General features: G+C 41.8%; 26 protein-coding genes. 20 read left to right on the top strand and 6 right to left on the bottom strand.

Going from position 1 to position 24,775, the window contains the following annotated elements; genetic code table 11:
* Positions 1 to 34: 34 nt before the first annotated feature.
* The 18 genes from QM408_RS05095 (at position 35) to yidD (ending at position 16,157) form a co-directional block, all read left to right on the top strand.
* The gene (locus QM408_RS05095; protein WP_020902007.1) at positions 35 to 2,014 is read left to right on the top strand and encodes a peptide ABC transporter substrate-binding protein; all 1,980 of its coding nucleotides are present in this window, start codon (positions 35 to 37) and stop codon (positions 2,012 to 2,014) included.
* Between the two features lie 66 nt (positions 2,015 to 2,080).
* The gene (locus tag QM408_RS05100) at positions 2,081 to 3,577 is read left to right on the top strand and encodes an ABC transporter permease (protein ID WP_020902008.1); all 1,497 of its coding nucleotides are present in this window, start codon (positions 2,081 to 2,083) and stop codon (positions 3,575 to 3,577) included.
* Complete coding sequence (gene oppC / locus QM408_RS05105) at positions 3,577 to 4,503, top strand: oligopeptide ABC transporter permease OppC (RefSeq protein WP_004255894.1); 927 nt, start codon at positions 3,577 to 3,579, stop codon at positions 4,501 to 4,503. Before QM408_RS05100 ends, oppC begins: the two co-directional genes overlap by 1 nt.
* Positions 4,504 to 4,511: 8 nt before the next feature.
* Entirely contained in the window at positions 4,512 to 5,579 is a 1,068-nt protein-coding gene (locus QM408_RS05110) for an ABC transporter ATP-binding protein (RefSeq protein WP_000159549.1), read from the top strand.
* Between the two features lie 10 nt (positions 5,580 to 5,589).
* Entirely contained in the window at positions 5,590 to 6,516 is a 927-nt protein-coding gene (locus tag QM408_RS05115; RefSeq protein WP_049523558.1) for an ATP-binding cassette domain-containing protein, read from the top strand.
* A gap of 452 nt (positions 6,517 to 6,968) precedes the next feature.
* A complete protein-coding gene (locus QM408_RS05120) occupies positions 6,969 to 7,946 on the top strand; it encodes an ABC transporter substrate-binding protein (protein WP_261116785.1) in 978 nt (325 codons plus the stop codon).
* An 11-nt stretch (positions 7,947 to 7,957) separates the two neighbouring features.
* The gene (locus QM408_RS05125; RefSeq protein WP_060627153.1) at positions 7,958 to 8,851 is read left to right on the top strand and encodes an ABC transporter permease; all 894 of its coding nucleotides are present in this window, start codon (positions 7,958 to 7,960) and stop codon (positions 8,849 to 8,851) included.
* A gap of 12 nt (positions 8,852 to 8,863) precedes the next feature.
* Positions 8,864 to 9,667, top strand: a complete 804-nt coding sequence (locus QM408_RS05130) for an ABC transporter ATP-binding protein (RefSeq protein ID WP_024057379.1) — start codon at positions 8,864 to 8,866, stop codon at positions 9,665 to 9,667.
* Between the two features lie 325 nt (positions 9,668 to 9,992).
* Positions 9,993 to 10,241 (top strand): YneF family protein, encoded by a 249-nt coding sequence (locus tag QM408_RS05135; RefSeq protein ID WP_000364990.1) that lies wholly within the window; start codon positions 9,993 to 9,995, stop codon positions 10,239 to 10,241.
* 200 nt (positions 10,242 to 10,441) lie between these two features.
* On the top strand, positions 10,442 to 11,236 hold the full coding sequence (racE, locus tag QM408_RS05140; protein WP_000370371.1) for a glutamate racemase: 795 nt from the start codon (positions 10,442 to 10,444) through the stop codon (positions 11,234 to 11,236).
* Positions 11,233 to 12,204, top strand: a complete 972-nt coding sequence (locus QM408_RS05145) for a nucleoside-triphosphate diphosphatase (RefSeq protein ID WP_261034952.1) — start codon at positions 11,233 to 11,235, stop codon at positions 12,202 to 12,204. Before racE ends, QM408_RS05145 begins: the two co-directional genes overlap by 4 nt.
* On the top strand, positions 12,180 to 12,701 hold the full coding sequence (locus tag QM408_RS05150; protein WP_001118952.1) for a metallophosphoesterase: 522 nt from the start codon (positions 12,180 to 12,182) through the stop codon (positions 12,699 to 12,701). Before QM408_RS05145 ends, QM408_RS05150 begins: the two co-directional genes overlap by 25 nt.
* Complete coding sequence (gene cbpB / locus QM408_RS05155; protein ID WP_000560720.1) at positions 12,698 to 13,159, top strand: cyclic-di-AMP-binding protein CbpB; 462 nt, start codon at positions 12,698 to 12,700, stop codon at positions 13,157 to 13,159. The genes QM408_RS05150 and cbpB overlap by 4 nt, the downstream gene beginning before the upstream one ends.
* On the top strand, positions 13,156 to 13,890 hold the full coding sequence (xerD, locus tag QM408_RS05160; protein ID WP_314732431.1) for a site-specific tyrosine recombinase XerD: 735 nt from the start codon (positions 13,156 to 13,158) through the stop codon (positions 13,888 to 13,890). The genes cbpB and xerD overlap by 4 nt, the downstream gene beginning before the upstream one ends.
* Entirely contained in the window at positions 13,890 to 14,618 is a 729-nt protein-coding gene (locus tag QM408_RS05165) for a segregation/condensation protein A (RefSeq protein ID WP_214615001.1), read from the top strand. The genes xerD and QM408_RS05165 overlap by 1 nt, the downstream gene beginning before the upstream one ends.
* Before the next feature lie 18 nt (positions 14,619 to 14,636).
* Positions 14,637 to 15,206, top strand: coding sequence for an SMC-Scp complex subunit ScpB (gene scpB / locus QM408_RS05170; RefSeq protein WP_214615002.1), 570 nt, complete (start codon positions 14,637 to 14,639; stop codon positions 15,204 to 15,206).
* Positions 15,193 to 15,915, top strand: coding sequence for a pseudouridine synthase (locus QM408_RS05175; RefSeq protein WP_001222228.1), 723 nt, complete (start codon positions 15,193 to 15,195; stop codon positions 15,913 to 15,915). Before scpB ends, QM408_RS05175 begins: the two co-directional genes overlap by 14 nt.
* Complete coding sequence (gene yidD, locus QM408_RS05180) at positions 15,915 to 16,157, top strand: membrane protein insertion efficiency factor YidD (protein ID WP_049543751.1); 243 nt, start codon at positions 15,915 to 15,917, stop codon at positions 16,155 to 16,157. The genes QM408_RS05175 and yidD overlap by 1 nt, the downstream gene beginning before the upstream one ends.
* 107 nt (positions 16,158 to 16,264) lie before the next feature.
* Here the strand turns inward: yidD and QM408_RS05185 are convergent, their stop codons facing one another.
* The 5 genes from QM408_RS05185 to galE all read right to left on the bottom strand — a co-directional run bounded on the left by QM408_RS05185 (position 16,265) and on the right by galE (position 21,122).
* Positions 16,265 to 17,230, bottom strand: coding sequence for a siderophore ABC transporter substrate-binding protein (locus tag QM408_RS05185; RefSeq protein WP_000858281.1), 966 nt, complete (start codon positions 17,228 to 17,230; stop codon positions 16,265 to 16,267).
* A 95-nt stretch (positions 17,231 to 17,325) separates the two neighbouring features.
* Positions 17,326 to 18,078 carry an iron ABC transporter ATP-binding protein gene (locus QM408_RS05190; protein ID WP_414373831.1) on the bottom strand — a complete coding sequence of 251 codons (753 nt, stop codon included), beginning with the start codon at positions 18,076 to 18,078 and terminating at the stop codon, positions 17,326 to 17,328.
* The gene (locus QM408_RS05195; RefSeq protein ID WP_261034943.1) at positions 18,075 to 19,031 is read right to left on the bottom strand and encodes an iron chelate uptake ABC transporter family permease subunit; all 957 of its coding nucleotides are present in this window, start codon (positions 19,029 to 19,031) and stop codon (positions 18,075 to 18,077) included. The genes QM408_RS05190 and QM408_RS05195 overlap by 4 nt, the downstream gene beginning before the upstream one ends.
* Positions 19,021 to 19,980: an ABC transporter permease gene (locus tag QM408_RS05200; RefSeq protein WP_185757731.1), complete on the bottom strand. Its 960-nt coding sequence runs from the start codon at positions 19,978 to 19,980 to the stop codon at positions 19,021 to 19,023. The genes QM408_RS05195 and QM408_RS05200 overlap by 11 nt, the downstream gene beginning before the upstream one ends.
* Before the next feature lie 143 nt (positions 19,981 to 20,123).
* Positions 20,124 to 21,122, bottom strand: a complete 999-nt coding sequence (gene galE / locus QM408_RS05205) for a UDP-glucose 4-epimerase GalE (protein ID WP_033684762.1) — start codon at positions 21,120 to 21,122, stop codon at positions 20,124 to 20,126.
* A gap of 293 nt (positions 21,123 to 21,415) precedes the next feature.
* Here galE and pepA point away from each other — a divergent pair, with 293 nt between their 5' ends.
* Both pepA and QM408_RS05215 read left to right on the top strand, forming a co-directional pair.
* A complete protein-coding gene (pepA, locus tag QM408_RS05210) occupies positions 21,416 to 22,480 on the top strand; it encodes a glutamyl aminopeptidase (RefSeq protein ID WP_033684763.1) in 1,065 nt (354 codons plus the stop codon).
* Between the two features lie 21 nt (positions 22,481 to 22,501).
* Entirely contained in the window at positions 22,502 to 22,798 is a 297-nt protein-coding gene (locus QM408_RS05215) for a bacteriocin immunity family protein (RefSeq protein ID WP_004260989.1), read from the top strand.
* A 96-nt stretch (positions 22,799 to 22,894) separates the two neighbouring features.
* Here QM408_RS05215 and QM408_RS05220 read toward each other — a convergent pair whose 3' ends face one another.
* Entirely contained in the window at positions 22,895 to 24,526 is a 1,632-nt protein-coding gene (locus QM408_RS05220) for a Na/Pi cotransporter family protein (protein WP_371483704.1), read from the bottom strand.
* Positions 24,527 to 24,775 lie beyond the last annotated feature (249 nt).

Genomic DNA, 24,775 nt, shown 5'->3' on the forward strand with positions numbered 1-24,775 from the left:
ATGATAACCTATACTTTATCAGAGGAGTAAATAAATGAAAAAAAGTAGAGTCTTTGTTGCAGCAGGAGTTGCTTTATTGGCAACAGGTGTGTTAGTAGCTTGTGGGAATTCAAAATCATCTGATTCGACAGCTCCAAAAACCTATGGCTATGTCTATTCGGCTGACCCAGAAACATTAGATTATATTATTTCTGGAAAAGAGAGTACGAAAGTGGCTACTTCAAACGGGATCGATGGCCTCTTCACAAATGACAAATACGGGAATTTGACTCCTGCGGTTGCAGAAGACTGGTCTGTATCAAAAGATGGATTGACATATACCTACAAAATTCGTAAAGGTGTCAAATGGATGACATCCGATGGTGAAGAATATGCCGAAGTGACTGCTAAAGACTTCGTGAATGGATTGAAACATGCGGCAGATAAGAAATCAGAAGCTCTATATCTAGCTGAAACTTCTGTTAAAGGTTTATCTGATTATTTGGCTGGGAATTCAAAAGATTTCTCTACAGTAGGTGTTAAAGCGGTTGATGACTATACTCTTGAGTATACTTTGAACCAACCAGAACCTTACTGGAACTCTAAGATGGTTTATTCAATTTTCTGGCCATTAAACGAAGAATTTGAAAAATCAAAAGGCTCTGATTTTGCTAAAGCGACAGATCCTACATCATTGCTATATAATGGACCTTTCTTGCTTAAAGGTTTGACTGCTAAATCTTCTATCGAATTTGCTAAGAACGAGCAGTACTGGGATAAAGAGAATGTTCATTTAGATACAGCAACACTTGCATATTTTGATGGTTCGGACCAAGAATCACTTGAGCGTAACTTTACAAGTGGAGCTTATAGTTTTGCTCGTCTTTACCCAACAAGTTCAAACTTCTCAAAGGTAGAGGAGTCATACAAGGATAATATTTTCTACACTCCGTCAGGAGCTGGTATTGGAGGTTTAGGTGTAAATATCGATCGACAAAATTACAAATATACATCTAAAACGACAGATGAAGAGAAAACATCTACTAAGAAAGCTCTTCTTAACAAAGACTTCCGCCAAGCCTTGAACTTTGCCTTTGACCGTACAGGTTATTCTGCTCAAGTTAACGGTAAAGAAGGTGCTCCTCTCGCAGTTCGTAATTTATTTGTGAAACCAGACTTTGTGACTGCAGGCGAAAAAACTTTCGGTGACTTGGTTGCTGAAAAAGTTAAGACTTATGGAGATGAGTGGAAAGATGTAAACTTTGCTGATGGTCAAGACGGTCTCTTTAACGCTGACAAAGCTAAAGCAGAATTTGCTAAAGCTAAAACTGCTCTGGAAGCAGAAGGTGTGAAATTCCCTATCCACTTGGATGTTCCAGTAGACCAAACCTCTAAAAACTTTGTCGCACGGATTCAGTCGTTCAAACAATCAGTTGAAAAAGTTTTAGGCGAAGAAAATGTTGTCATCGATATTCAACAAATTTCTAAAGATGAATTCTTTAATGCGACTTATTATGCTGCTAATGCGGCAGCTGAGGATTGGGATCTTTCAGGTGCGGTTGGATGGAATCCTGACTATGAAGATCCATCAACTTACCTTGATATCCTTAAATCAACTAATAGTGAGCAAACGAAAACTTATATGGGGTATGATGACCCATCAAATGCAGCTGCAGCTAAAGTTGGTGTGAAAGATTACGATAAATTGCTTGATGAAGCTGGAAAAGAAACAAGTGATCTTAACAAACGTTATGAAAAATATGCTGCTGCTCAAGCTTGGTTGACAGACAGTTCACTCTTCTTACCAGCTATGTCTTCTAGTGGTGCTGCACCATTCATTTCTCGTGTTGTACCATTCTCAGCTTCTTATAGCCAATCTGGAGACAAAGGTTCAAATCTCTACTTCAAATATATTCAGTTACAAGACAAAGTTGTAACAAAGGCTGATTATGAACAAGCTCGTGAGAAATGGATTAAAGAGAAAAAAGAATCAAACGAAAAAGTTCAAAAAGAATTGACTAAACACGTTAAATAAATAACTCTCAAGGGAACTTTCTCTCCATGAGGAGAAGGTTCTTTTGGGATTTAAAAAGGAAACGATATGAAGAAATATATTTTTATGCGTGTCTTGCGGTCATTGGTTTCTATCTTCTTAGTAACAACCTTGACTTACACGATTATCTATACAATGGTTCCTCGAAAATTGATTTTCAAACAGGATACCAACTATAACAAGATTGCGACAACTGCTGATAAACGTGATAACTATGAGAATACCGTTTATGAGCGTATGGGCTATATCGAGTACTACGATACCAAAGAGTTGCAAGAAAAAGCTAGCCAGATGGATGCTTCTGTAACAGTTGAAGCCAATGATACCAACAAGGCTATCTATGAAAAATACATCAAACAAATCGGTCATGGTTGGACCCTGGGAGAATTTACTGAAAGTGGCCAATTCTACGCTACACGTGAAATTCCAATTTTTGAACGTGTGTTTAAATTCTATGCAAACTTGCTTGATATCGACCACACAAACAAGATTCAGGACCCAGAAAATCCAAATTTGGAGCGTTATTTGCGTTTTGAAAATGATCCCGCTATCGGCTGGTCTCTGGTAGGTTCAGGGACTAAACACAAGTACCTCTTGTACTTCAATAGTCAGTTCCCATTTGTTCACCAAAACTTTGTGAACTTGAATTTGGGTGATTCATATCCAACTTATGCTAATACTCCTGTGCTTCAAGTTATCACACAAGGACAAGGTCAAACTAAGACATCAGAAGTGCAATTCCCAACTGGTAAGAAAACATCTTCAGTTAATATCTACTCAAGAACCTACAAATCGCCTAGTCAGGCTGATTCTCGTGAAGTAGCTAACTATGGGAAAGATGACCCATATACTGCAACTGAAAGCAACTACCAATATCCTTCTATGATTGCTAGCTCTGCAGTCGTTGGATTGATTGGTTTGGTGATTTCTTATGCGATTGCCGTGCCACTTGGTTCAGCTATGGCTCGCTTCAAGAATACTTGGATTGATAGCTTCTCAACAGGGTTTTTGACCTTCTTGATGGCCCTTCCAACCATTGCCTTGGTTTACATTGTTCGTTTGATTGGATCATCAATTGGTCTTCCAGATTCATTCCCTATCTTGGGTGCTGGAGATTGGCGTTCGTATGTTTTACCAGCAGTTATCCTTGGTTTATTGGGTGCTCCTGGTACAGCTATTTGGATTCGTCGTTACATGATTGACTTGCAATCACAGGACTTTGTTCGTTTTGCTCGTGCAAAAGGTTTGTCTGAAAAAGAAATTTCAAACAAACACATCTTTAAAAATGCCATGGTTCCGCTGGTTTCAGGAATTCCTGGTGCTGTTATCGGGGTTATCGGTGGTGCAACCCTTACTGAAACAGTCTTCGCTTTCCCAGGTATGGGTAAAATGTTGATTGACTCTGTAAAAGCATCTAATAACTCTATGGTCGTAGGTCTTGTCTTCATCTTTACATGTATTTCTATCTTCTCACTTCTTTTGGGAGATATTTGGATGACTATTATTGACCCACGTATTAAATTGACTGAGAAAGGAGGCAAATAATGTCTACAATCGATAAAGAAAAATTTCAGTTCGTAAAACGTGACGATTTTGCCTCTGAAGCCATTGATGCGCCAGCCTATTCATACTGGGGCTCAGTGTTTAGACAATTTATGAAGAAGAAATCAACTGTAGTCATGTTGGGAATCTTGGTAGCTATCATTTTGATGAGTTTCATCTACCCAATGTTTTCTAAGTTTGATTTCAATGATGTCAGCAAAGTAAACGACTTTAGTGCTCGTTATATCAAGCCAAATGCTGAGCATTGGTTCGGTACAGACAGTAACGGTAAATCTCTCTTTGACGGTGTCTGGTTCGGAGCTCGTAACTCTATCCTCATTTCTGTGATTGCGACAGTGATTAACTTGGTTATCGGTGTTTTTGTCGGTGGTATTTGGGGAATTTCAAAATCAGTTGACCGTGTGATGATGGAAGTTTATAATGTCATCTCAAACATCCCATCTCTTTTGATTGTCATTGTCTTGACTTACTCAATCGGAGCTGGATTCTGGAATCTGATTTTTGCTATGAGTGTGACTACTTGGATTGGTATTGCTTACTCAATTCGTATTCAGATCATGCGTTATCGTGACTTGGAGTATAACCTTGCTTCACGTACACTTGGAACACCAACCTTTAAGATTGTTGTAAAAAACATTATGCCACAATTGGTATCTGTTATCGTTACGACGACATCTCAAATGCTTCCAGCCTTTATCTCATACGAAGCTTTCCTTTCATTCTTTGGACTTGGATTGCCGATTACAGTTCCAAGTTTAGGTCGTTTGATTTCAGATTACTCTCAGAACGTAACGACAAATGCATACCTCTTCTGGATTCCATTGACAACTCTTGTCTTGGTATCCTTATCCCTTTTCGTAGTTGGTCAAAACTTAGCGGATGCTAGTGATCCACGTACACATAGATAGGAGTAGAAATGACAAAAGAAAAAAATGTAATTTTGACTGCTCGCGATATTGTCGTGGAATTTGACGTTCGTGACAAAGTATTGACAGCCATTCGCGGCGTTTCCCTTGAACTAGTTGAAGGAGAAGTATTAGCCTTGGTAGGTGAGTCAGGATCAGGAAAATCTGTTTTGACAAAGACTTTCACAGGTATGCTTGAAGAAAATGGTCGCATTGCCCAAGGTAGCATTGACTACCGTGGTCAAGATTTGACAGCTTTATCTTCTCACAAGGATTGGGAACAAATTCGTGGCGCTAAGATTGCGACTATCTTCCAAGATCCAATGACTAGTTTGGACCCAATTAAAACAATTGGTAGTCAGATTACAGAAGTTATTGTAAAACACCAAGGAAAAACAGCTAAAGAAGCGAAAGAATTGGCGATTGACTACATGAATAAGGTTGGGATTCCAGACGCAGATAGACGTTTTGATGAATACCCATTCCAATATTCTGGAGGAATGCGTCAACGTATCGTTATTGCTATTGCCCTTGCCTGCCGACCTGATGTCTTGATCTGTGATGAGCCAACGACAGCCTTGGATGTGACCATCCAAGCTCAGATTATTGATTTGCTAAAATCTTTACAAAACGAGTACCATTTCACAACAATCTTTATCACCCACGACCTTGGTGTGGTAGCAAGTATTGCAGATAAGGTAGCAGTTATGTATGCAGGAGAAATCGTTGAGTATGGAACTGTTGAGGAAGTCTTCTATGACCCTCGCCATCCATATACATGGAGTCTCTTGTCTAGCTTGCCTCAGCTTGCTGATGATAAAGGGGATCTTTACTCAATCCCAGGAACACCTCCGTCACTTTATACTGACTTGAAAGGGGATGCCTTTGCCTTGCGTTCAGACTATGCAATGCAGATTGACTTCGAACAAAAAGCTCCTCAATTCTCAGTATCAGAGACGCATTGGGCTAAAACTTGGCTTCTTCATGAGGATGCTCCAAAAGTAGAAAAACCAGCTGTGATTGCAAATCTTCACGATAAGATCCGTGATAAAATGGGATTTGCCCATCTGGCAGACTAGGAGGAAGGAAATGTCTGAAAAATTAGTAGAAATCAAAGATTTAGAAATTTCCTTCGGTGAAGGAAGTAAGAAGTTTGTCGCAGTTAAAAATGCTAACTTCTTTATCAACAAGGGAGAAACTTTCTCGCTTGTAGGTGAGTCAGGTAGTGGGAAAACAACTATTGGTCGTGCTATCATCGGTCTCAATGATACAAGTAATGGAGATATCATTTTTGAAGGTCAAAAGATTAATGGTAAGAAATCGCGTGAACAAGCTGCGGAATTGATTCGTCGAATCCAGATGATTTTCCAAGACCCTGCTGCAAGTTTGAATGAACGTGCGACTGTTGATTATATTATTTCTGAAGGTCTTTACAATCATCATCTGTTCAAGGATGAAGAAGAACGTAAAGAGAAAGTTAAAAATATTATCCGTGAAGTGGGCCTTCTTGCTGAGCACTTGACTCGTTACCCTCATGAATTCTCAGGTGGTCAACGTCAACGTATCGGTATTGCCCGTGCCTTGGTCATGCAACCAGACTTTGTTATTGCGGATGAGCCCATTTCAGCCTTGGACGTTTCTGTGCGTGCTCAAGTCTTGAACTTGCTCAAAAAATTCCAAAAAGAACTTGGTTTGACCTATCTCTTCATCGCCCATGACTTGTCGGTTGTTCGCTTTATTTCAGATCGTATCGCGGTTATTTACAAGGGTGTTATTGTAGAGGTTGCAGAAACAGAAGAATTGTTTAACAATCCAATTCATCCATATACTCAGGCTTTGCTTTCAGCGGTACCTATCCCAGATCCAATCTTGGAACGCAAGAAGGTCTTGAAAGTATATGATCCAGATCAACATGATTATGAGACAGATAAGCCATCTATGGTAGAAATCCGTCCAGGTCACTATGTTTGGGCTAACCAAGCCGAATTGGCACGTTATCAACAAGGGTTAAACTAATAATGGTTTTATAATTTCCATGTCAACTTTTATGGAAATTATAAACCTTTTTTTGTTGGACTGATTTGAAAGTCTTTGAAAGCTCCTTGAAAGAATTTTCGAAAAATTTTAAAAAATTCTGAAATATTCTTGACAGCTAATGAAAAAGGTGGTAAGATAGGAAACATCAAAAAAGAAAGCAGAAAAAGAAATGAATAAGAAACAAGCTGTAACGATGAATCAAAACTTTTACTTTAGCTACTTTAGATAGTGTTTGTAGACATGTCACCATGGATGCAAACAGTTCAAGCAATTTGTTTGTATCTATGTGGCTAAGATTTTTGATTGTGGTCCATATAGATGAATATCTAAATGGACTAGCTAAGTTGTAACTTGTTAGCTTATTTCAAGCATCCGTTTAGATAGTATCTAGGCGGTTTTTTGTTTTATCTTTTCTGAGAAGGAGTTTCATTATGAAAGTTGTTCGAAAATTACTAGCCCCTCTCTTGGTAGTGGGGATTCTCTTGACCTCTCTGATTAGTTTGCATCAGTTGAAGGCAGATAAGAAAAAAGATGTGTTTCGTATCGGTATTTCGCAATTTATTACCCACCAGTCCTTAGACGCTACTAGAGAAGGGTTTGTGGATGAGCTTGCCAAGCAAGGCTATGCTGAAGGGAAAAATATCGAGATTGATTTGCAAAATGCACAGGGAGAACAAAGAAATCTAAAAACGATTTCCCAGCAACTAGCAGAATCTAGTGATGTAGTTCTAGCTATCGCAACGCCTTCTGCTCAGAGCTTGGCTAATACAACACAAACGACACCGGTTATTTTTTCAGCGGTAACAGATCCTGTCAGTGCCAAGTTGGTTGAGTCAAGAGAACACCCTGGGGGCAATGTAACTGGGACAAGTGACCAGTCATCAGATGCCATTTCAACCCAAATCAATTTGATAAAGAAAGTGTTGCCAAAAGCAAAAACGATTGGAATTCTTTATACTCAGAGCGAGCCAAACTCAGTTGTCCAAAAGGATGAAGCTAAGCGCCTTTTGGAAGAAAAAGGCTTTACCGTTGTTGAAAAAACAATCTTGGACAGTAACAACGTCAAGGCTGCAGCAGAAAGCTTGATGGCAGAGGTGGATATGGTTTTTGTCCCAACGGATAATATCATTTCGTCAACCATGGAAACAGTTAAGCAGGTTTCTATTAAACACAAAGTTCCAGTATTCGGTGGTTCAACAGAAATGATTGCTGTTGGTGGCTTGTATAACTACGGAACCAATTATGAAGAATTGGGACGGCAGACAGCCCGCATGTTGATTCGTGTCTTAAAAGGTGAGAAACCAGAAAATATAGCAGTTGAGTTGCCTGAAAAACTGGAATTGCATACCAATCAAGAAATGGCAGATGCATTGGGAATTGATATTAGTAAGTTAGAAGGCAAGGAATAAGGAGGTTTGAGATGAATTTTGTATTATCTAGTTTATCAGAAGGTTTGTTGTGGTCGATTATGGCGATTGGGGTCTACTTGACTTTCCGTATTTTGGATATTGCGGATATGACTGCTGAAGGAGCCTTTCCACTGGGGGCTGCTGTCGTCGTATCTCAGATACAGGCAGGGACAAATCCTTGGATTGCGACTTTACTTGCTTTGTTTGCAGGTATGGTAGCAGGTCTAGTATCAGGAATGCTCCACACCAAGATGAAAATTCCAGCTCTCTTGACAGGTATTGTGACCTTGACAGGGCTTTATTCAATCAATATTAAAATCATGGGAAGCGTGCCTAATCTTTCCTTGGGAGATTCTGCAACCGTCTTTAAACAATTGGCGAGCTTGGGGCTGACAACTGAAGAAGCTGTTTTCTCACTTAGTTTGGCCTGTCTCTTACTTGTTTGTTTGGTCTTGACTCTTTTGATGAAGACAGAGATTGGCTTGGTCTTGCGTTCGACTGGGGACAATATTCCGATGAGTGAGGCCAATGGGGTTAATGTAGACACCATGAAGATTGTTGGTTACATGATTTCAAACGGCTTGATTGCCTTATGTGGTTCCTTGTTTGCCCAAAATGATGGATTTTCAGATGTGACTTCTGGGACAGGAACCATTGTTGTTGGTTTGAGTGCAGTTATTATTGCGGAAGTTTTGATACACGACTTGACCATTGGAAGTCGCTTATTATCCATCGGAATCGGTGCTATTGTTTACCGTTTGATTATTTTAAATATCTATGAAATTCCAAATCTAGATCAAAACCTAGTTCGTCTCTTTAATGCAATCTTGTTAGCCTTAGTTTTATTTGCACCAGAATTGCAAAAGAGATTAAAGATTCGTGGTCTGAAATTGAGAAATGAATAGGAGGAGAAAGTTATGGCAAGTTTGTTAACACTTGAAAATATTCACAAAACATTTGAAGCAGGGACGGTCAATGAGAACCATGTCCTCAAAGGATTAGATTTAGAGGTTGAAGAGGGAGATTTTATCTCTGTGATTGGTGGAAATGGAGCAGGGAAATCCACTTTGATGAATATCTTGGCTGGCAATCTATCGGTGGATGAAGGGGACCTTTTATTGGCAGGCAAATCCATTAAAAATCTTAGTGTAAGAAAGAGAGCCAAGGATATTGCCCGTGTTTTTCAAGATCCTAAGATGGGAACAGCTTCTCGTTTGACGATTGAGGAGAATATGGCTATTGCCTTGAGACGTGGGCAGAAGAGAGGGCTTGGTTGGGGCGTGAAGGAGAAGGAGAGAATCCAGTTCCAAGAGGCCTTGAAAGAGTTGAATATTGGCCTTGAAAATCGCTTGAAAGTGGATACCCAATACCTTTCAGGAGGACAAAGACAGGCCTTGACCCTAGTCATGGCAGCTCTGGTGAAACCTAAACTTTTGCTTTTGGATGAACACACTGCGGCGCTTGATCCGAAAACGAGTCAAATGGTGATGGACTTGACGCAAAAGATTGTGGAACACCATCAGTTGACGACTTTGATGATTACCCACGATATGAACCATGCGATTGAGTACGGCAATCGTATCATTATGCTCTATCAGGGTAAGATAGTGGTGGATGTCAAGGGAGAGGAGAAAAAGCATCTGACGGTTGAAAATCTCATGCATCTCTTCCAGAAAAATAGTGGTCAAAGTCTGGTCAGTGATGAATTGGTTTTGGGATAAAGAAAAAGGCTGAGATCTGGTGTCTCAGTCTTTTATTAGTATAAATGGATAGGCAGAAATATGAAATTAATACTCTTCGAAAATCTCTTCAAACCGTGTCAGCTCTATCTGCAACCTCAAAACAGTGTTTTGAGCAACCTGCGGCTAGCGTCCTAGTTTACTCTTTGATTTTCATTGAGTATAAACTCAGTAAGGAGCCCTCTTTTGCAGAAAAGCAGGGTTCTTTTTGCTGTTTATTCCATCCCTGAAAGCGTAAAACAAACTAGTCAGGGTGGCTAGTTTGTGGTATAATGAAAGAGACTCAAAAAGAAACAGGAGAAAAATGATGGATTTACTTTTAGCAATTGTATTGATTGTGCTAGCTTTTCTAGGAGGAGCTCTTGGAGGAATGTACTTGGTTCGTAAGCAAATTGAAAAAGAATTCGCTGACAACCCACGTTTGAATGCTGAAGCAGTTCGTACTCTTTTGAGTGCAAATGGTCAAAAACCAAGCGAAGCTAAGGTACAACAAGTTTACCACCAAATCATCCGCCAACAAAAGGCGGCCCTTGCTAACAATAAAAAGAAAAAATAAATAAGGAAAAGTCTGGGATGAAAGTTCCAGACTTCTCACTATGTTGGCTAAGGGTTTAGGGATGAGACTTTTTCCTTGCATTCTATTGATATTTGATTATGATTAAGAGAGATAGTTGTTGATGAAGTTGTTCTTCAGTTCATAAAGACAAGTAATCATAATGAACTATCAATCAGAAAAAAGACTAGAAAGAAGACTGTATGGATAATCGACCAATTGGTTTTTTGGATTCGGGTGTCGGGGGCTTGACCGTTGTGCGCGAGCTCATGCGCCAACTTCCCCATGAAGAAATCGTCTATATTGGAGATTCGGCACGCGCGCCTTACGGGCCCCGTCCTGCTGAGCAAATTCGTGAATATACTTGGCAGTTGGTCAACTTTCTTTTGACCAAGGATGTCAAAATGATTGTCATTGCTTGTAATACAGCGACTGCGGTCGTCTGGGAAGAAATCAAGGCTCAACTAGATATTCCTGTCCTAGGTGTGATTTTGCCAGGAGCTTCGGCAGCTATCAAGTCTAGCCAAGGTGGGAAAATCGGAGTGATTGGAACACCCATGACGGTACACTCAGACATCTACCGTCAGAAAATCCATGATTTGGATCCGGACTTACAGGTGGAGAGTTTGGCCTGTCCCAAGTTTGCTCCCTTGGTGGAGTCTGGTGCCCTGTCAACCAGTGTCACCAAGAAAGTGGTCTATGAAACCCTGCGTCCCTTGGTTGGAAAGGTAGATAGCCTGATTTTGGGTTGTACCCATTATCCACTGCTCAGACCTATTATTCAAAATGTCATGGGGCCCAAGGTTCAACTTATCGATAGTGGGGCAGAGTGCGTACGGGATATCTCAGTCTTACTTAATTATTTTGAAATCAATCGTGGTCGCGATGCCGGACCACTCCATCACCGTTTTTACACAACAGCCAGCAGCCAAAGTTTTGCACAAATTGGTGAAGAATGGCTGGAAAAAGAGATTCATGTGGAGCATGTAGAATTATGACAAATAAAATTTATGAATACAAGGATGAACAGGACTGGTATGTCGGGTCCTATGGTATTTTTGGTGGCGTCCGAACGTTGACGGATGATGACTTGGATTTTCCTCTATTGGAGTTTGCCCAAAGATTTCGAGACGAGGAACGAGGTTTCCCGATTTCAGTTGCTGTTTTACGCTATGGTTCTCGCTACCGTTTATTGTCTTTTGTGGTAGATATCCTCAACCAAGAAATGGGACGTAACTTGGAAGTCATTCAACGTCAAGGGGCCCTGCTCTTGGTTGAAAATGGGCAACTCTTGTATGTGGAATTGCCTAAAGAAGGGGTCAATGTTCACGACTTCTTTGAGACAAACAAGGTTAGAGAAACCTTGTTGATTGCGACTCGTAACGAGGGCAAGACCAAGGAATTTCGAGCTATCTTTGACAAGTTAGGATACGATGTGGAAAATCTTAATGACTATCCTGACTTACCTGAAGTAGCAGAAACAGGCATGACCTTCGAAGAAAACGCCCGCCTCAAGGCAGAAACTATTTCTCAATTAACGGGCAAGATGGTTTTGGCAGATGACTCAGGTCTCAAAGTCGATGTCCTTGGTGGCTTGCCAGGTGTCTGGTCAGCTCGTTTCGCAGGTGTGGGAGCTACTGACCGTGAAAACAATGCCAAACTCTTGCACGAATTGGCCATGGTCTTTGAACTCAAGGACCGCTCGGCTCAATTCCATACAACCCTAGTCGTGGCCAGTCCAAACAAGGAAAGCTTGGTTGTTGAAGCAGACTGGCCAGGCTACATTAACTTTGAACCTAAGGGTGAAAATGGATTTGGTTACGATCCTCTCTTCCTGGTAGGAGAGACAGGCAAGTCCTCAGCTGAATTAACCCTTGAAGAAAAAAATAGTCAATCTCACCGTGCCTTAGCCGTTAAGAAACTTTTGGAGGTATTTCCATCATGGCAAAGCAAACCATCATTGTAATGAGCGATTCTCATGGCGATAGCTTGATTGTGGAAGAAATCCGTGATCGCTATGTAGGCAAAGTTGATGCCGTTTTTCATAACGGCGATTCTGAACTGCGTCCTGATTCTCCCCTTTGGGAAGGCATCCGTGTTGTTAAAGGGAATATGGACTTCTATGCAGGTTACCCAGAACGTTTGGTGACTGAGCTTGGTTCGACCAAGATTATCCAAACACATGGTCACTTGTTTGACATTAATTTCAATTTTCAAAAGTTGGACTACTGGGCTCAGGAGGAAGAGGCCGATATCTGCCTCTATGGTCACTTGCATGTGCCAAGTGCTTGGATGGAAGGCAAGACTCTTTTTCTAAATCCAGGTTCCATCAGTCAACCACGTGGGACCATCAGAGAATGTCTCTATGCTCGTGTGGAGATTGATGACAGTTATTTCAAAGTGGACTTTTTGACACGAGACCATGAGGTGTATCCGGGCTTGTCCAAGGAGTTTAGCCGATGATTGCCAAGGAGTTTGAGACTTTCTTGTTGGGGCAAGAAGAAACTTTTTTGACTCCTGCTAAAAATCTAGCTGTGTTGATTGATACTCACAATGCGGATCATGCGACACTCTTGCTTAGTCAGATGACCTATACCCGTGTTCCTGTTGTGACAGATGAAAAACACTTTGTTGGAACTATTGGGCTCAGAGATATTATGGCTTATCAGATGGAGCATGATTTGAGTCAAGAAATCATGGCAGATACGGATATCGTTCATATGACGAGAACGGACGTAGCGGTCGTCTCGCCTGATTTTACCATTACGGAGGTCTTGCACAAGCTGGTAGATGAGTCCTTCTTGCCGGTTGTGGATGCGTCTGGTATTTTCCAAGGAATTATCACGCGCAAGTCCATCCTAAAGGCAGTCAATGCCCTCTTGCATGACTTTAGTAAGGAATATGAGATTCGATGCAAATGAGAGATAGGATTTCAGCCTTTTTAGAAGAAAAGCAAGGCTTGTCTGTCAATTCCAAGCAGTCCTATAAGTATGATTTAGAACAGTTTTTAGATTTGGTAGGCGAGCGGATTTCTGAGACCAGTCTCAAGATTTACCAAGCCCAGCTAACCAATCTAAAGATCAGCGCCCAGAAGCGAAAGATTTCGGCCTGTAACCAATTTCTCTACTTTCTCTATCAAAAAGGAGAAGTGGACAGCTTTTACCGTTTGGAATTAGCCAAACAAGCTGAAAAGAAAACCGAAAAACCAGAAATTTTAGATCTAGACTCTTTTTGGCAGGAAAGTGCCTATCCAGAGGGACGCTTGCTAGCACTCTTAATCCTAGAAATGGGCCTCTTGCCAAGTGAGATTTTAGCCCTCAAGGTTGCGGATATCAATCTGGACTTTCAGGTGTTGCGAATCAAGAAGGCTTCCCAACAGAGGATTGTCACCATTCCCACGACCTTGCTTTCAGAGTTGGAACCCTTGATGGGCCAGACCTATCTCTTTGAAAGGGGAGGGAAAGCCTATTCTCGTCAGTGGGCCTTTCGTCAGCTGGAGTCCTTTGTCAAGGAGAAAGGTTTTCCAGCACTATCAGCCCAAGCCCTACGGGAACAGTTCATTCTAAGACAGATAGAAAAGAAGGTCGATTTGTACGAAATTGCAAAAAAATTAGGATTAAAAACAGTCCTGACCTTAGAAAAATATAGATAATGGATATTAAATTAAAAGATTTTGAAGGACCCCTGGACTTGCTCTTGCATCTGGTTTCTAAGTATCAGATGGATATCTACGATGTACCCATTACGGAAGTCATCGAACAGTATCTAGCCTATGTCTCAACCCTGCAGGCCATGCGTCTGGAAGTGACGGGGGAGTACATGGTTATGGCCAGTCAGCTCATGCTGATTAAGAGTCGTAAACTCCTTCCAAAGGTAGCAGAAGTGACAGACTTAGAGGATGACCTGGAGCAGGATCTTCTCTCCCAAATCGAAGAATACCGCAAGTTCAAGCTCTTGGGTGAACACTTGGAAGCCAAGCACCAAGAACGGGCCCAGCACTATTCCAAAGCGCCGACAGAGTTGATTTACGAAGATGCGGAGCTTGTGCATGACAAGACGACCATTGACCTCTTTTTGGCTTTTTCAAATATCCTAGCCAAGAAAAAAGAGGAGTTTGCACAGAATCACACGACTATCTTGCGGGATGAGTATAAGATTGAGGACATGATGGTTATCGTGAAAGAGTCCTTGGCTGGACGGGAACAATTGCGCTTGCAGGATTTGTTCAAGGAAGCCCAGAATCTCCAAGAGGTCATTACCCTCTTTTTGGCAACCCTAGAGTTAATCAAAACCCAGGAGCTGATTCTTGTGCAAGAGCAAAGTTTCGGAGATATTTATCTCATGGAAAAGAAGGAAGAAAGTCAAGTGACCCAAAGCTAGACTTGATAGAGAGGAAAGATGAGTACTTTAGCAAAAATAGAAGCGCTCTTGTTTGTAGCGGGTGAAGATGGGATTAGAGTCCGCCAGTTAGCTGAACTCCTCTCTCTGCCACCGACAGGCATCCAACAGAGTTTAGAAAAATTAGCTCAGAAGTATGAAAAGGACCCAGATTACAGTTTGGCTCTGATTGAGACAGGGGGCGCTTATAGATTGGTGACCAAGCCTCAATTTGCAGAGATTTTGAAGGAATATTCCAAGGCGCCTATCAACCAGAGTTTATCTCGGGCTGCCCTTGAGACCTTGTCCATCATTGCCTACAAGCAGCCGATTACGCGGATCGAAATTGATGCCATCCGTGGGGTTAACTCGAGTGGGGCCTTGGCAAAGTTGCAGGCTTTTGACCTGATAAAGGAAGACGGGAAAAAAGAAGTGTTGGGGCGCCCCAACCTCTATGTGACTACAGATTATTTCCTAGATTACATGGGGATAAACCATTTAGAAGAATTACCAGTGATTGATGAGCTTGAGATTCAAGCCCAAGAAAGCCAATTATTTGGTGAAAGGATAGAAGAAGATGAGAATCAATAAGTATATTGCCCACGCAGGTGTGGCCAGTAGGAGAAAAGCAGAAGAGCTGATCAAGCAAGGTTTGGTGACGGTCAACGGCCAGGTGGTACGTGAACTAGCAACGACCATCAAGTCTGGTGACAAGGTCGAAGTTGAAGGTCAGCCTATCTACAACGAAGAAAAGGTCTATTATCTACTTAACAAACCACGCGGTGTCATTTCCAGTGTGACAGATGACAAGGGTCGCAAGACGGTTGTCGACCTCTTGCCCAATGTCAAAGAGCGCATCTACCCTGTAGGTCGTTTGGACTGGGATACATCAGGAGTCTTGATTTTGACCAATGATGGGGATTTTACGGATGAGATGATTCACCCTCGTAATGAGATTGACAAGGTTTATGTCGCGCGTGTTAAAGGTGTGGCCAATAAGGATAATCTGCGCCCCTTGACCCGTGGACTTGAGATTGATGGAAAGAAAACCAAGCCGGCTGTCTATGAGATTCTCAAAGTGGATCCAGTCAAAAACCGCTCTGTGGTGCAGTTGACTATCCATGAAGGGCGTAACCACCAGGTTAAAAAGATGTTTGAAGCTGTCGGTCTCCAAGTGGACAAGTTGTCACGGACTCGTTTTGGACATCTAGACTTGACAGGACTCCGTCCAGGAGAATCCCGTCGTCTTAATAAAAAAGAAATCAGCCAACTACACACCATGGCTGTAACCAAGAAATAATGAAACGAATTTTAATAGCGCCTGTGCGCTTTTACCAACGTTTTATCTCACCAGCCTTTCCACCCTCTTGTCGCTTTGAGCCGACTTGTTCCAACTACATGATTCAGGCTATTGAAAAACATGGCTTCAAGGGTGTTTTGATGGGCTTGGCTCGGATTTTACGTTGCCATCCCTGGTCGAAAACAGGCAAGGACCCCGTCCCAGACCATTTTGCCCTTAAACGGAATCAAGAAGGGGAATGAGGTTGGACAAACAGATTTCAAAATGATAAAAACGCATCCTATCAGGTTTGAGTGAGTCTGATAGGATGCGTTTTATCATGTAAAGATGTGATTGAGTTTGAAGCAACTTATTTCAAAGCTTTTTGTGCGTCTTCAATCATGAGTTTTGTTGATTCTAGACCGCCTCCGCTTAGATACCAGAGGTCTGGTGTTAGTTGGATGATCTTGCCATTTTTAGCAGCAGGAGTTTCAGCGATGAGGGCATTTTCTAGGACACCATCGTTGCTAGAGTTGTCACCACCGATGGCAAGGGTACGGTTGATAACAAAGAGGATGTCAGGATTGATTTCTTTGACACTTTCAAAGCTGACTTCCTGTCCGTGGCGTGAGTCTTCAAATTGAGTATCAGTTGGCTTGAATTTCAAGGTTTGGTACAAGAAAGAGAAACGAGATTGGGCACCAAAGGCAGCCATTTTCCCTTCGTTGAGGAGGATAGCAAGGGCTTTTTTGTCAGAACTTTCATTTTTAGTAGCGACTTCTTGTATGCTCTTGTCTAGCTTGGCCAATTCTTCCTTGGCTTTCTGTGTACCAGTTTCACCAAAGGCGCTTGCTAGGGATTCGATATTAGCCTTGGTAGAAGTCCAGTAGTCATCTTTGCCTGCTTGGAAGAGAACAGTCGGAGCGATTTCGTTGAACTTATCTACGAATTTTTGGGTACGTGGTGAAGCGATAATTAGGTCTGGTTCAAGAGCAGCAAGGGCTTCTAGGTCTGGCTCAACCATAGAACCAACATTTTTAACTTTTCCAGCTAGGTCTTTAAGATAAGTCGGAACAGTTTTTATAGGCATTCCGACGATATTCTTTTCAAAACCTAAAGCGCGAATAGTATCCGCAGCACCGAGGTCAAAGGTCACAATCTTTTCAGGGACTTTTGAAAGTGTGACTACACCTAGTGAATTTTTAATGGTTACCTCTGTTGGAGCAGAGCTACTTGACTCCGTCTTACTAGTGCTTGAGTTTGTACTACATGCACCAAGTAGGAGCAAGAAGCTGGCTACTAGGGCAGTGAGGTAAAGTTTGAGGGATGTTTTCATGATTTCTCCTTTTTAAAATGTGATAACGATTTAGGGAGTCTCTAGGTTTTATTGACTAAGAGACTGAAGGTTCTCTAACTTGAGCTTCTATGTTACTAGCTATAGATACAGATCTTTTTGCCATTGATATCAGCTAGCGTGATGGGAATCTCATAGAGTTGACTGAGCAGGTCAGCCTGCATGATTTGATTGGTTGTTCCCTTGCTAAAGACTTGACCGTCCTTGAAGGCGACAATTTCATCTGCATACTGACTGGCCATGTTGATATCGTGGAGAACGATGATAATGGTTTTGTCGAGTTCCTCCACCAGTCGCCGAAGAATCTGCATCATGCTGACGCTTTGCTTGATATCGAGATTGTTGAGCGGTTCGTCCAGCAAGATAAAATCTGTATCCTGGGCTAGTACCATGGCGATAAAGACACGTTGGAGCTGTCCGCCAGACAGACTATCGATGTAGCGGTCCTTTAAGTTAGTCAGTTCCAGATAGTCCAGAGTTTCTTGGATTTTTTCCCAGTCTTCTGCTCTCAGTCGACCACGGCTGTAGGGAAAACGTCCAAAACTGACCAGTTCTTCAACAGTCAATTTGGCTTGGTAATTGATCTTCTGCTTTAGGATGGTGAGTTCTTGAGCGAGTTCTTGCGAATTCCAACTCTCGATTTCACGACCTTTGATACTGAGTATCCCCTGATCTTTCTTGGTCAGTCTGCTCATGATGGATAGGAGAGTCGATTTTCCAGCACCATTTGGACCGATAAAGGCTGTCAGTTTCTGAGGACTGACTTCAAGCGTAATACCTTGCAAAATATCCTGTTTTTGAATGGATTTGTCAATGTTTTCCAGTTTCACTGACGCGCCCTCCTGTATAGTAAGATAAAGAATAAGAACCCTCCTACACTCTCAATAATCATGCTGATGCGAATTTCCAAAGCAAAGACTCGTTCAATCAGGGCCTGCCCCAAGGTCAAGCTAATAAATCCAACCAGAATGGCTACGATAAAGAGTAACTTGTGCCGATAGTCTTTGACGATTAGGTAGGTGAGGTTGGCCAGCATAAAGCCGAAGAAGGCCATAGGCCCTACCAGGGCAGTTGCTGTTGAGGTCAAAAGCACGATACCCCAGAGGAGTTCTTTCTGTTCTTTTTCAACATCGAGTCCCAATATCTGAGCCGTTTCTCTTTGTAGGTGCAAGACATCCAGAATGACTGCTTTTCGAAAGAAAAAGATGGTCAAAGCAAGGATAATCAGAGAACCGATGGCTAGGATGGAAGTGTTGAGATGTTGAAAGGAGGCAAAAAGACTGTTTTGCAGTTTATCGTATTCGTTTGGATCCATCAGGACCTGAAGGAAGGTACTGATATTTCGAAAGAGACTTCCGAGTGCTAGACAGATCAACAGGATGAAGACCAGGTCTTGCTTCATTAGTGCCTTCAAGTAGCCTTGTAAGGCGAAAAAGAAGAGGGATTGGATGAGAAGTAAGATTAGGAATTCTAAGATAGGGGACTTGCCAAGTTGAAGAAACTTGCTTTCAAAAACCAGTAGTAGAGTTTGCAGTAGGACGTAGAAGGATTCGATTCCTAAAATACTTGGCGTCAGGAAGCGATTTTCCGTCAGGGTTTGAAAACTAATGGTCGAAATCCCAGTCGCAATGGCTACCAAGAGATAAACGATGATCTTTTGGGAACGTAGCTTCCAGGCAAAGGCTGACAAGTGAGTGATGGGCCAAAAATAGAGGAGACAAGCTCCGATGGCCAGAATAATGAGAAGGCAGAATAGCTTAGTATGTTTGCTTTTAGACTGCATCTTTTCGTCCCCCTCTCCAGAGAAGTAGGATAAAGACGAGGCTACCAATGATTCCTAGTAGAAGACTGACAGACAACTCATAGGGTCGAATCAGAACTCGGGATAGGATATCGCAGGCCAGAACTAGATTGGCTCCAACCAGTGCGACGATAAGTTTGGTCTGACTTAGATTATCTCCATAACGCTTGCGAACAAGATTGGGAACAATAACTCCGAGAAAAGGTAAGCCACCCACGGTAATCATGGTGACACTAGTCGTTAGCGCCACCAGAAAGAGAGCCAGTTTTTCAAGTAGGGAGTAAGAAATCCCCAAACTCTCACTGGCTTCCTTGCCCAGATTCATGATGGTAAAAGTTTGGGATAATTTCCAAACGGCTATCAGGATGATGAGGCCTAAGAAAAGCCATTCATACTGATGGGTCTGAATCATGGAGAAGGAGCCCTGGGTCCAAGCTGTCATACTCTGAACCAGATTGAAACGGTAGGCGATAACTTCTGTCACAGAACCGATAATCCCGCTATAGATGATCCCAATCAGAGGCAACATCCACCTTTCCTTTATAGAAAAAATAGTCATAAAGGCTAGGAAGAAGAGGGTGAATACGATGGATGAAACAAAAGCGAAGAGCATCTTTTGGGTCAGACTAGCCGACGGAAAGACAAAGAGGCTCAGCACCATTCCCAGTTTGGCAGCTTCAGTCGTTCCAACTGTGCTTGGAGCAGCAAACTGATTTTGAGTGATAGTCTGCATGAGAAGTCCTGCCATACTCATACTAGAGGCCGTCAGGAGAATACTGATGGTTCTTGGAAGACGGGACTCTTGAAAGAGAAGCCAGGTCTGCTGGTCGAAAGCAAAGAGCTTTCCCCATGAAAAATCACTGGTCCCAATGCTAATAGAGAGAAAGACTAGGAGTAGAAGTAAGCCAATTAAATAATGAGAAAGTTTCATACCCCATCCTTTCATGTAGATTTGGTATCGAAAGATACCTGCGGATATTACTGTAACATGATTTCTTTAATCTGTCAATAAATTTTCTGACAATTTAATGAATAAAACAAGGAGAGAGCGCCAAGGCTTTCTCCTTTGTTATCCTATTCCAAAATGTTTTTGCCTTCTTTAACACGCCAACGATAATCTGATAAAATAATATCTTCGAGGGAGTAGCTAGCCTTCCAATCAAGATATTTTTTAGCTTTTGATGCGTCTGCTAGGACGCTAGCTGGGTCACCAGCACGACGAGCAACAATTTCGTGTGGTATTTTTTGATTCAGTAATTCTTCAGCAGTTTTAAAGATTTCTTTGACGGTATAGCCTTTTTCAGTTCCTAAGTTAAAGATTTGAGAAGAACTGTTTTCTTGAAATAGGTAGTTCATTCCTTTAACATGAGCCTGTGCAAGGTCCAAGACATGAATGTAATCTCGAATACATGAACCATCACGTGTATCATAGTCATCTCCAAATATTTTCAGGCTATCATTTTGTCCCAATGCGGTCTTGTTGATGTTGGGAATGATATGAGTTGGATTTTTCACTCGCAGACCGTTTGAAGCATCCATTTCAGCTCCAGCAACATTAAAGTAACGGAAAATGACATATTTCCAGTCGTAGCGATTAGCCATCCAGTAAATCATTCGTTCGCCCATCAGTTTTGTCTCTGCATAAGGATTGACAGGATCGAGCAGGGTATCTTCAGTTGCTGGCTTGTCAATACAGTTATTCCCATAGAGGGAAGCAGTAGAAGAGAACATGATTTTTTGAATGCCAACTTCAGATAAGACTTTGAGAACTTGGTTCATACCAGCAACATTGGCAGTGAAGTATTTACTTGGATTTTCAATACTTTCGCTCACAACAATCTCACCCGCACAATGCAGAACAGCGTCAATCTTGTTTTCTTCCAAGTAAGCTTTTAGGGCACTAGCATCATAAACATCCAGTTGTTTAAAGCTAACACGACTATCTACAGCCGAACGATTTCCTGTAGAGAGATTATCTAGAACATGTACCTGATAGCCAGCATTTAAAAGAGCTTTAACGGTATGGGAGCCAATGTAGCCAGCTCCACCTGTAACAAGAATTGTTTTGGTCATGATTTTTTCCTTTTCCTAGTTTTCTACTATTTTAAAGAAATAAGAAGGCGAAGTCAACCGTTTTCTGTAATTTTCGTGAAAATGTAAAAAATATATCATTGAATTATTTTTTTGTTTGGGAATTAATAGTTTGATTGGTCTTGGAATAGTTCTTAGATTTCACCTCACATGCAAGAAAATACAAGCTTTTTCTAAGATACAGTAAGACTAAGATACTAATTTAGAAATCCACCTTCCCGCTATCCTTCTCCTATAAAAAGTGGTAAAATGGATGAAAGAAAGAAGGAACTGAAATGACAACATTATTTTCAAAAATCAAAGAAGTAACAGAACTTGCTGCGGTCTCAGGTCATGAAGCACCTGTCCGTGCTTATCTTCGTGAAAAGTTGACACCGCACGTGGATGAAGTGGTGACAGATGGTTTGGGTGGTATTTTCGGGATTAAACATTCAGAAGCTGCAGATGCACCGCGCGTCTTGGTCGCTTCTCATATGGACGAAGTTGGTTTTATGGTCAGCGAGATTAAGCCAGACGGTACCTTCCGTGTCGTAGAAATCGGTGGCTGGAACCCCATGGTGGTTAGCAGCCAACGTTTCAAACTCTTGACTCGTGATGGTCATGAAATTCCTGTGATTTCAGGATCTGTTCCGCCACATTTGACTCGTGGTAAGGGCGGACCAACCATGCCTGCTATTGCAGATATCGTCTTTGATGGTGGTTTTGCGGATAAGGCTGAGGCAGAAAGCTTTGGCATCCGTCCTGGCGACACCATTGTTCCAGATAGTTCTGCAATCTTGACAGCCAATGAAAAAAATATCATCTCAAAAGCTTGGGACAACCGCTACGGTGTTCTTATGGTTAGCGAGTTGGCGGAAGCTCTGTCAGGTCAAAAACTCGGGAATGAACTCTATCTTGGCTCTAACGTCCAAGAAGAGGTTGGTCTTCGTGGTGCTCATACATCTACAACTAAGTTTGACCCAGAAGTCTTCCTCGCAGTTGACTGTTCACCAGCTGGTGATGTCTACGGTGGTCAAGGTAAGATTGGAGATGGAACCTTGATTCGTTTCTATGATCCAGGTCACTTGCTTCTCCCAGGTATGAAGGATTTCCTTTTGACAACTGCTGAAGAAGCTGGAATCAAGTATCAATACTACTGTGGTAAAGGCGGAACAGACGCTGGCGCAGCTCATCTGAAAAATGGTGGTGTCCCATCTACAACTATCGGTGTCTGCGCTCGTTATATCCACTCTCACCAAACCCTCTATGCTATGGATGACTTCCTAGAAGCTCAAGCTTTCTTACAAGCCTTGGTGAAGAAATTGGATCGTTCAACAGTTGATTTGATTAAAAATTATTAAACCATAAGGGAGGTGGTAGGGATGGTAGAACCAAACCTAGAAAGCCTTGTGAAAGATCTTTACAATCATGCTCGACATGATTTGAGTGAAGATTTAGTTGCTGCTCTCCTAGAGACTGCTAAAAAACTGCCTACTACAAATGAGCAATTGCTGGCAGTTCGTCTCTCAGGCCTGGTCAATCGTGAATTGCTCCTAAATCCCAAACATCCGGCACCTGAGTTGCTCAACTTGGCTCGCTTTATCAAAAGAGAAGAAGCCAAGTACAGGGGAACTGCAGCTTCTGCGCTTATGTACGGGGAGCTCTTTAAAATGCTTTGATTCCATTGTGAATCAAAGCATTTTTCTATATGGTAGAAGAGCAATTCTTGATTAGGAGAAGAAAAAGCCATCCCATTTAGGATAGCTTCTTGGTTCTTAGATTTGTTCAGCGATGACCTTTTCAGCTAGATTCATAGCGTGATCAGACACACGAGTGTAGTGGGAAATGATGTCGATAAAGTTGACCCCAGCTTGTGTTGAACACTCGCCCTTGTTGAGGCGCTTGATGTGGGTCTTTCTGAGAACACGTTCCATATTGTTGATTTCTTTATGGCGGTCAATCAGACATTGAGCTTTTTCAATATCATTGTTTTCTACACTATCAAGGGCATCCTTGATAAAGCCAGTAGTTTTTTGATAGATATCAGCCAATTCCTGCAAAGCAGCTTCAGAGAACTCAACATTTTTACGTTGAAGGTAGTCAGTTAGATTGATTAGGGCTTCTGCGTGGTCCCCAATCCGTTCCAAATCACGGGATGAATCCAGGATGTTGGTGAGCACTTCGCTTTCTTTCTGGCTAAGGGCTTCACTTGAAAGAGTAATAAGGTAACGAGTCAATTTTTCATCAATGGTATTGATGGCTTCTTCTGTCTTGTGGCCTTTTTCAGCTACCTTTTCATTAAGGTCAATGATGTAGTTGTATGAAAGGTCAAAGGCTTTAGAAGCATAATTTCCCAAGTGAAGGAGTTCTTTTTTGGCATTTCCGAGAGCGATTGATGGAGCTTGTTTAATCAAATACTCATCAAGATAAAGTGGCTCGTACTTGACAACTTCATCTTCACCAGGGATGAGCTTGGTTACAAAGTAGGCCAAGGCTCCGATGAATGGAAATTGGATAATAGTATTTGTGATATTAAAGGTTCCGTGGGCGAAGGCAATGGTCATTTCTGGAGCCAGATTGAGTGTAGATTCAAACCATTGAATCAAGCCAGTGAAAGGTACAAGGAAGACAATACAGATAACCGTACCAATCACGTTAAAGGCGACATGGGCACCAGCAACACGTTTGGCAGCGATATTGGCTCCAAGAGAAGCAATAATAGCTGTAATGGTCGTTCCGATATTATCACCAAACAAGACTGGTAGGGCACCTTGTAGATCAATCAAACCACTTGCGTAAAGATTCTGTAGGATACCGATAGTTGCGGAAGAAGCTTGAATGAGTAGGGTTAGTCCAGTTCCGACAAAGACACCTAGAATAGGACTCTTACTTAGTTCAACCATATAGTCTCTAAAGACTTGCAGGTCTTTTAGAGGTTCCATTGCACCGCTCATAAGATTGAGAGCGAAGAAGATACCACCTACACCAAAAATGATACGTCCGATGTTATTGATAGAGCGATTCTTGGTGAAGAAGAGACAAATCGCTCCGATGAAAAGCATTGGTAAGGCGTAATCTCCTAGCTTAAAACCGATGATAAAGGATGTAACGGTAGTTCCAATATTGGCACCCATGACAATACCGATAGCTTGACGCAAGGTCAAAAGTCCTGCGCTGACTAGCCCCACTGTAATGACTGTGACCCCAGAACTTGACTGAATTAGCGCCGTCATACCGATACCAACTAGCACACCGAAGAACGGATTGCTAGTGTACTTGTCAATGTAAAAACGAAGGCGATCTCCAGCAGCTTGTTGCAAACCGTCTCCCATGGTCTTGATACTATATAAGAATAGTCCCAGACCACCTAAAAAGTGAAATAAAATTTCCTGCCAATTAATGGACATTTCTTTTTCCTCCGAAAAATAATAACGGAATTTCTCCTATTCTATTTTAAAGGATAAAAGTAAATCTAACAAGTGTTAAGCTAAGATTTTAGAAAGAAAATTCGTTAGAATGGGCCTTGATTATATTAATTTTACCAATTTCTAACCTAGATATAGGTATTTCCTTTTATATATTGACATTTAAAAGAAATATTTTAAAATGAGGGAGGAATTATCTTGGTCCCTGTGATTGGGATAAAAATTTTATAA

Origin of the sequence: Streptococcus mitis (assembly GCF_047464965.1) — a bacterium.
Taxonomy (GTDB): Bacteria; Bacillota; Bacilli; order Lactobacillales; family Streptococcaceae; genus Streptococcus; species Streptococcus mitis_DU.

Excerpts from the sequence above, each read along its gene's own strand:
- QM408_RS05095 (WP_020902007.1), top strand. The coding sequence starts at position 35 with ATGAAAAAAAGTAGAGTCTTTGTTGCAGCAGGAGTTGCTTTATTGGCA.
- QM408_RS05100 (WP_020902008.1), top strand. The coding sequence starts at position 2,081 with ATGAAGAAATATATTTTTATGCGTGTCTTGCGGTCATTGGTTTCTATC.
- oppC (WP_004255894.1), top strand. The coding sequence starts at position 3,577 with ATGTCTACAATCGATAAAGAAAAATTTCAGTTCGTAAAACGTGACGAT.
- QM408_RS05110 (WP_000159549.1), top strand. The coding sequence starts at position 4,512 with ATGACAAAAGAAAAAAATGTAATTTTGACTGCTCGCGATATTGTCGTG.
- QM408_RS05115 (WP_049523558.1), top strand. The coding sequence starts at position 5,590 with ATGTCTGAAAAATTAGTAGAAATCAAAGATTTAGAAATTTCCTTCGGT.
- QM408_RS05120 (WP_261116785.1), top strand. The coding sequence starts at position 6,969 with ATGAAAGTTGTTCGAAAATTACTAGCCCCTCTCTTGGTAGTGGGGATT.
- QM408_RS05125 (WP_060627153.1), top strand. The coding sequence starts at position 7,958 with ATGAATTTTGTATTATCTAGTTTATCAGAAGGTTTGTTGTGGTCGATT.
- QM408_RS05130 (WP_024057379.1), top strand. The coding sequence starts at position 8,864 with ATGGCAAGTTTGTTAACACTTGAAAATATTCACAAAACATTTGAAGCA.
- QM408_RS05135 (WP_000364990.1), top strand. The coding sequence starts at position 9,993 with ATGGATTTACTTTTAGCAATTGTATTGATTGTGCTAGCTTTTCTAGGA.
- racE (WP_000370371.1), top strand. The coding sequence starts at position 10,442 with ATGGATAATCGACCAATTGGTTTTTTGGATTCGGGTGTCGGGGGCTTG.
- QM408_RS05145 (WP_261034952.1), top strand. The coding sequence starts at position 11,233 with ATGACAAATAAAATTTATGAATACAAGGATGAACAGGACTGGTATGTC.
- QM408_RS05150 (WP_001118952.1), top strand. The coding sequence starts at position 12,180 with ATGGCAAAGCAAACCATCATTGTAATGAGCGATTCTCATGGCGATAGC.
- cbpB (WP_000560720.1), top strand. The coding sequence starts at position 12,698 with ATGATTGCCAAGGAGTTTGAGACTTTCTTGTTGGGGCAAGAAGAAACT.
- xerD (WP_314732431.1), top strand. The coding sequence starts at position 13,156 with ATGAGAGATAGGATTTCAGCCTTTTTAGAAGAAAAGCAAGGCTTGTCT.
- QM408_RS05165 (WP_214615001.1), top strand. The coding sequence starts at position 13,890 with ATGGATATTAAATTAAAAGATTTTGAAGGACCCCTGGACTTGCTCTTG.
- scpB (WP_214615002.1), top strand. The coding sequence starts at position 14,637 with ATGAGTACTTTAGCAAAAATAGAAGCGCTCTTGTTTGTAGCGGGTGAA.
- QM408_RS05175 (WP_001222228.1), top strand. The coding sequence starts at position 15,193 with ATGAGAATCAATAAGTATATTGCCCACGCAGGTGTGGCCAGTAGGAGA.
- yidD (WP_049543751.1), top strand. The coding sequence starts at position 15,915 with ATGAAACGAATTTTAATAGCGCCTGTGCGCTTTTACCAACGTTTTATC.
- QM408_RS05185 (WP_000858281.1), bottom strand. The coding sequence starts at position 17,230 with ATGAAAACATCCCTCAAACTTTACCTCACTGCCCTAGTAGCCAGCTTC.
- QM408_RS05195 (WP_261034943.1), bottom strand. The coding sequence starts at position 19,031 with ATGCAGTCTAAAAGCAAACATACTAAGCTATTCTGCCTTCTCATTATT.
- QM408_RS05200 (WP_185757731.1), bottom strand. The coding sequence starts at position 19,980 with ATGAAACTTTCTCATTATTTAATTGGCTTACTTCTACTCCTAGTCTTT.
- galE (WP_033684762.1), bottom strand. The coding sequence starts at position 21,122 with ATGACCAAAACAATTCTTGTTACAGGTGGAGCTGGCTACATTGGCTCC.
- pepA (WP_033684763.1), top strand. The coding sequence starts at position 21,416 with ATGACAACATTATTTTCAAAAATCAAAGAAGTAACAGAACTTGCTGCG.
- QM408_RS05215 (WP_004260989.1), top strand. The coding sequence starts at position 22,502 with ATGGTAGAACCAAACCTAGAAAGCCTTGTGAAAGATCTTTACAATCAT.
- QM408_RS05220 (WP_371483704.1), bottom strand. The coding sequence starts at position 24,526 with ATGTCCATTAATTGGCAGGAAATTTTATTTCACTTTTTAGGTGGTCTG.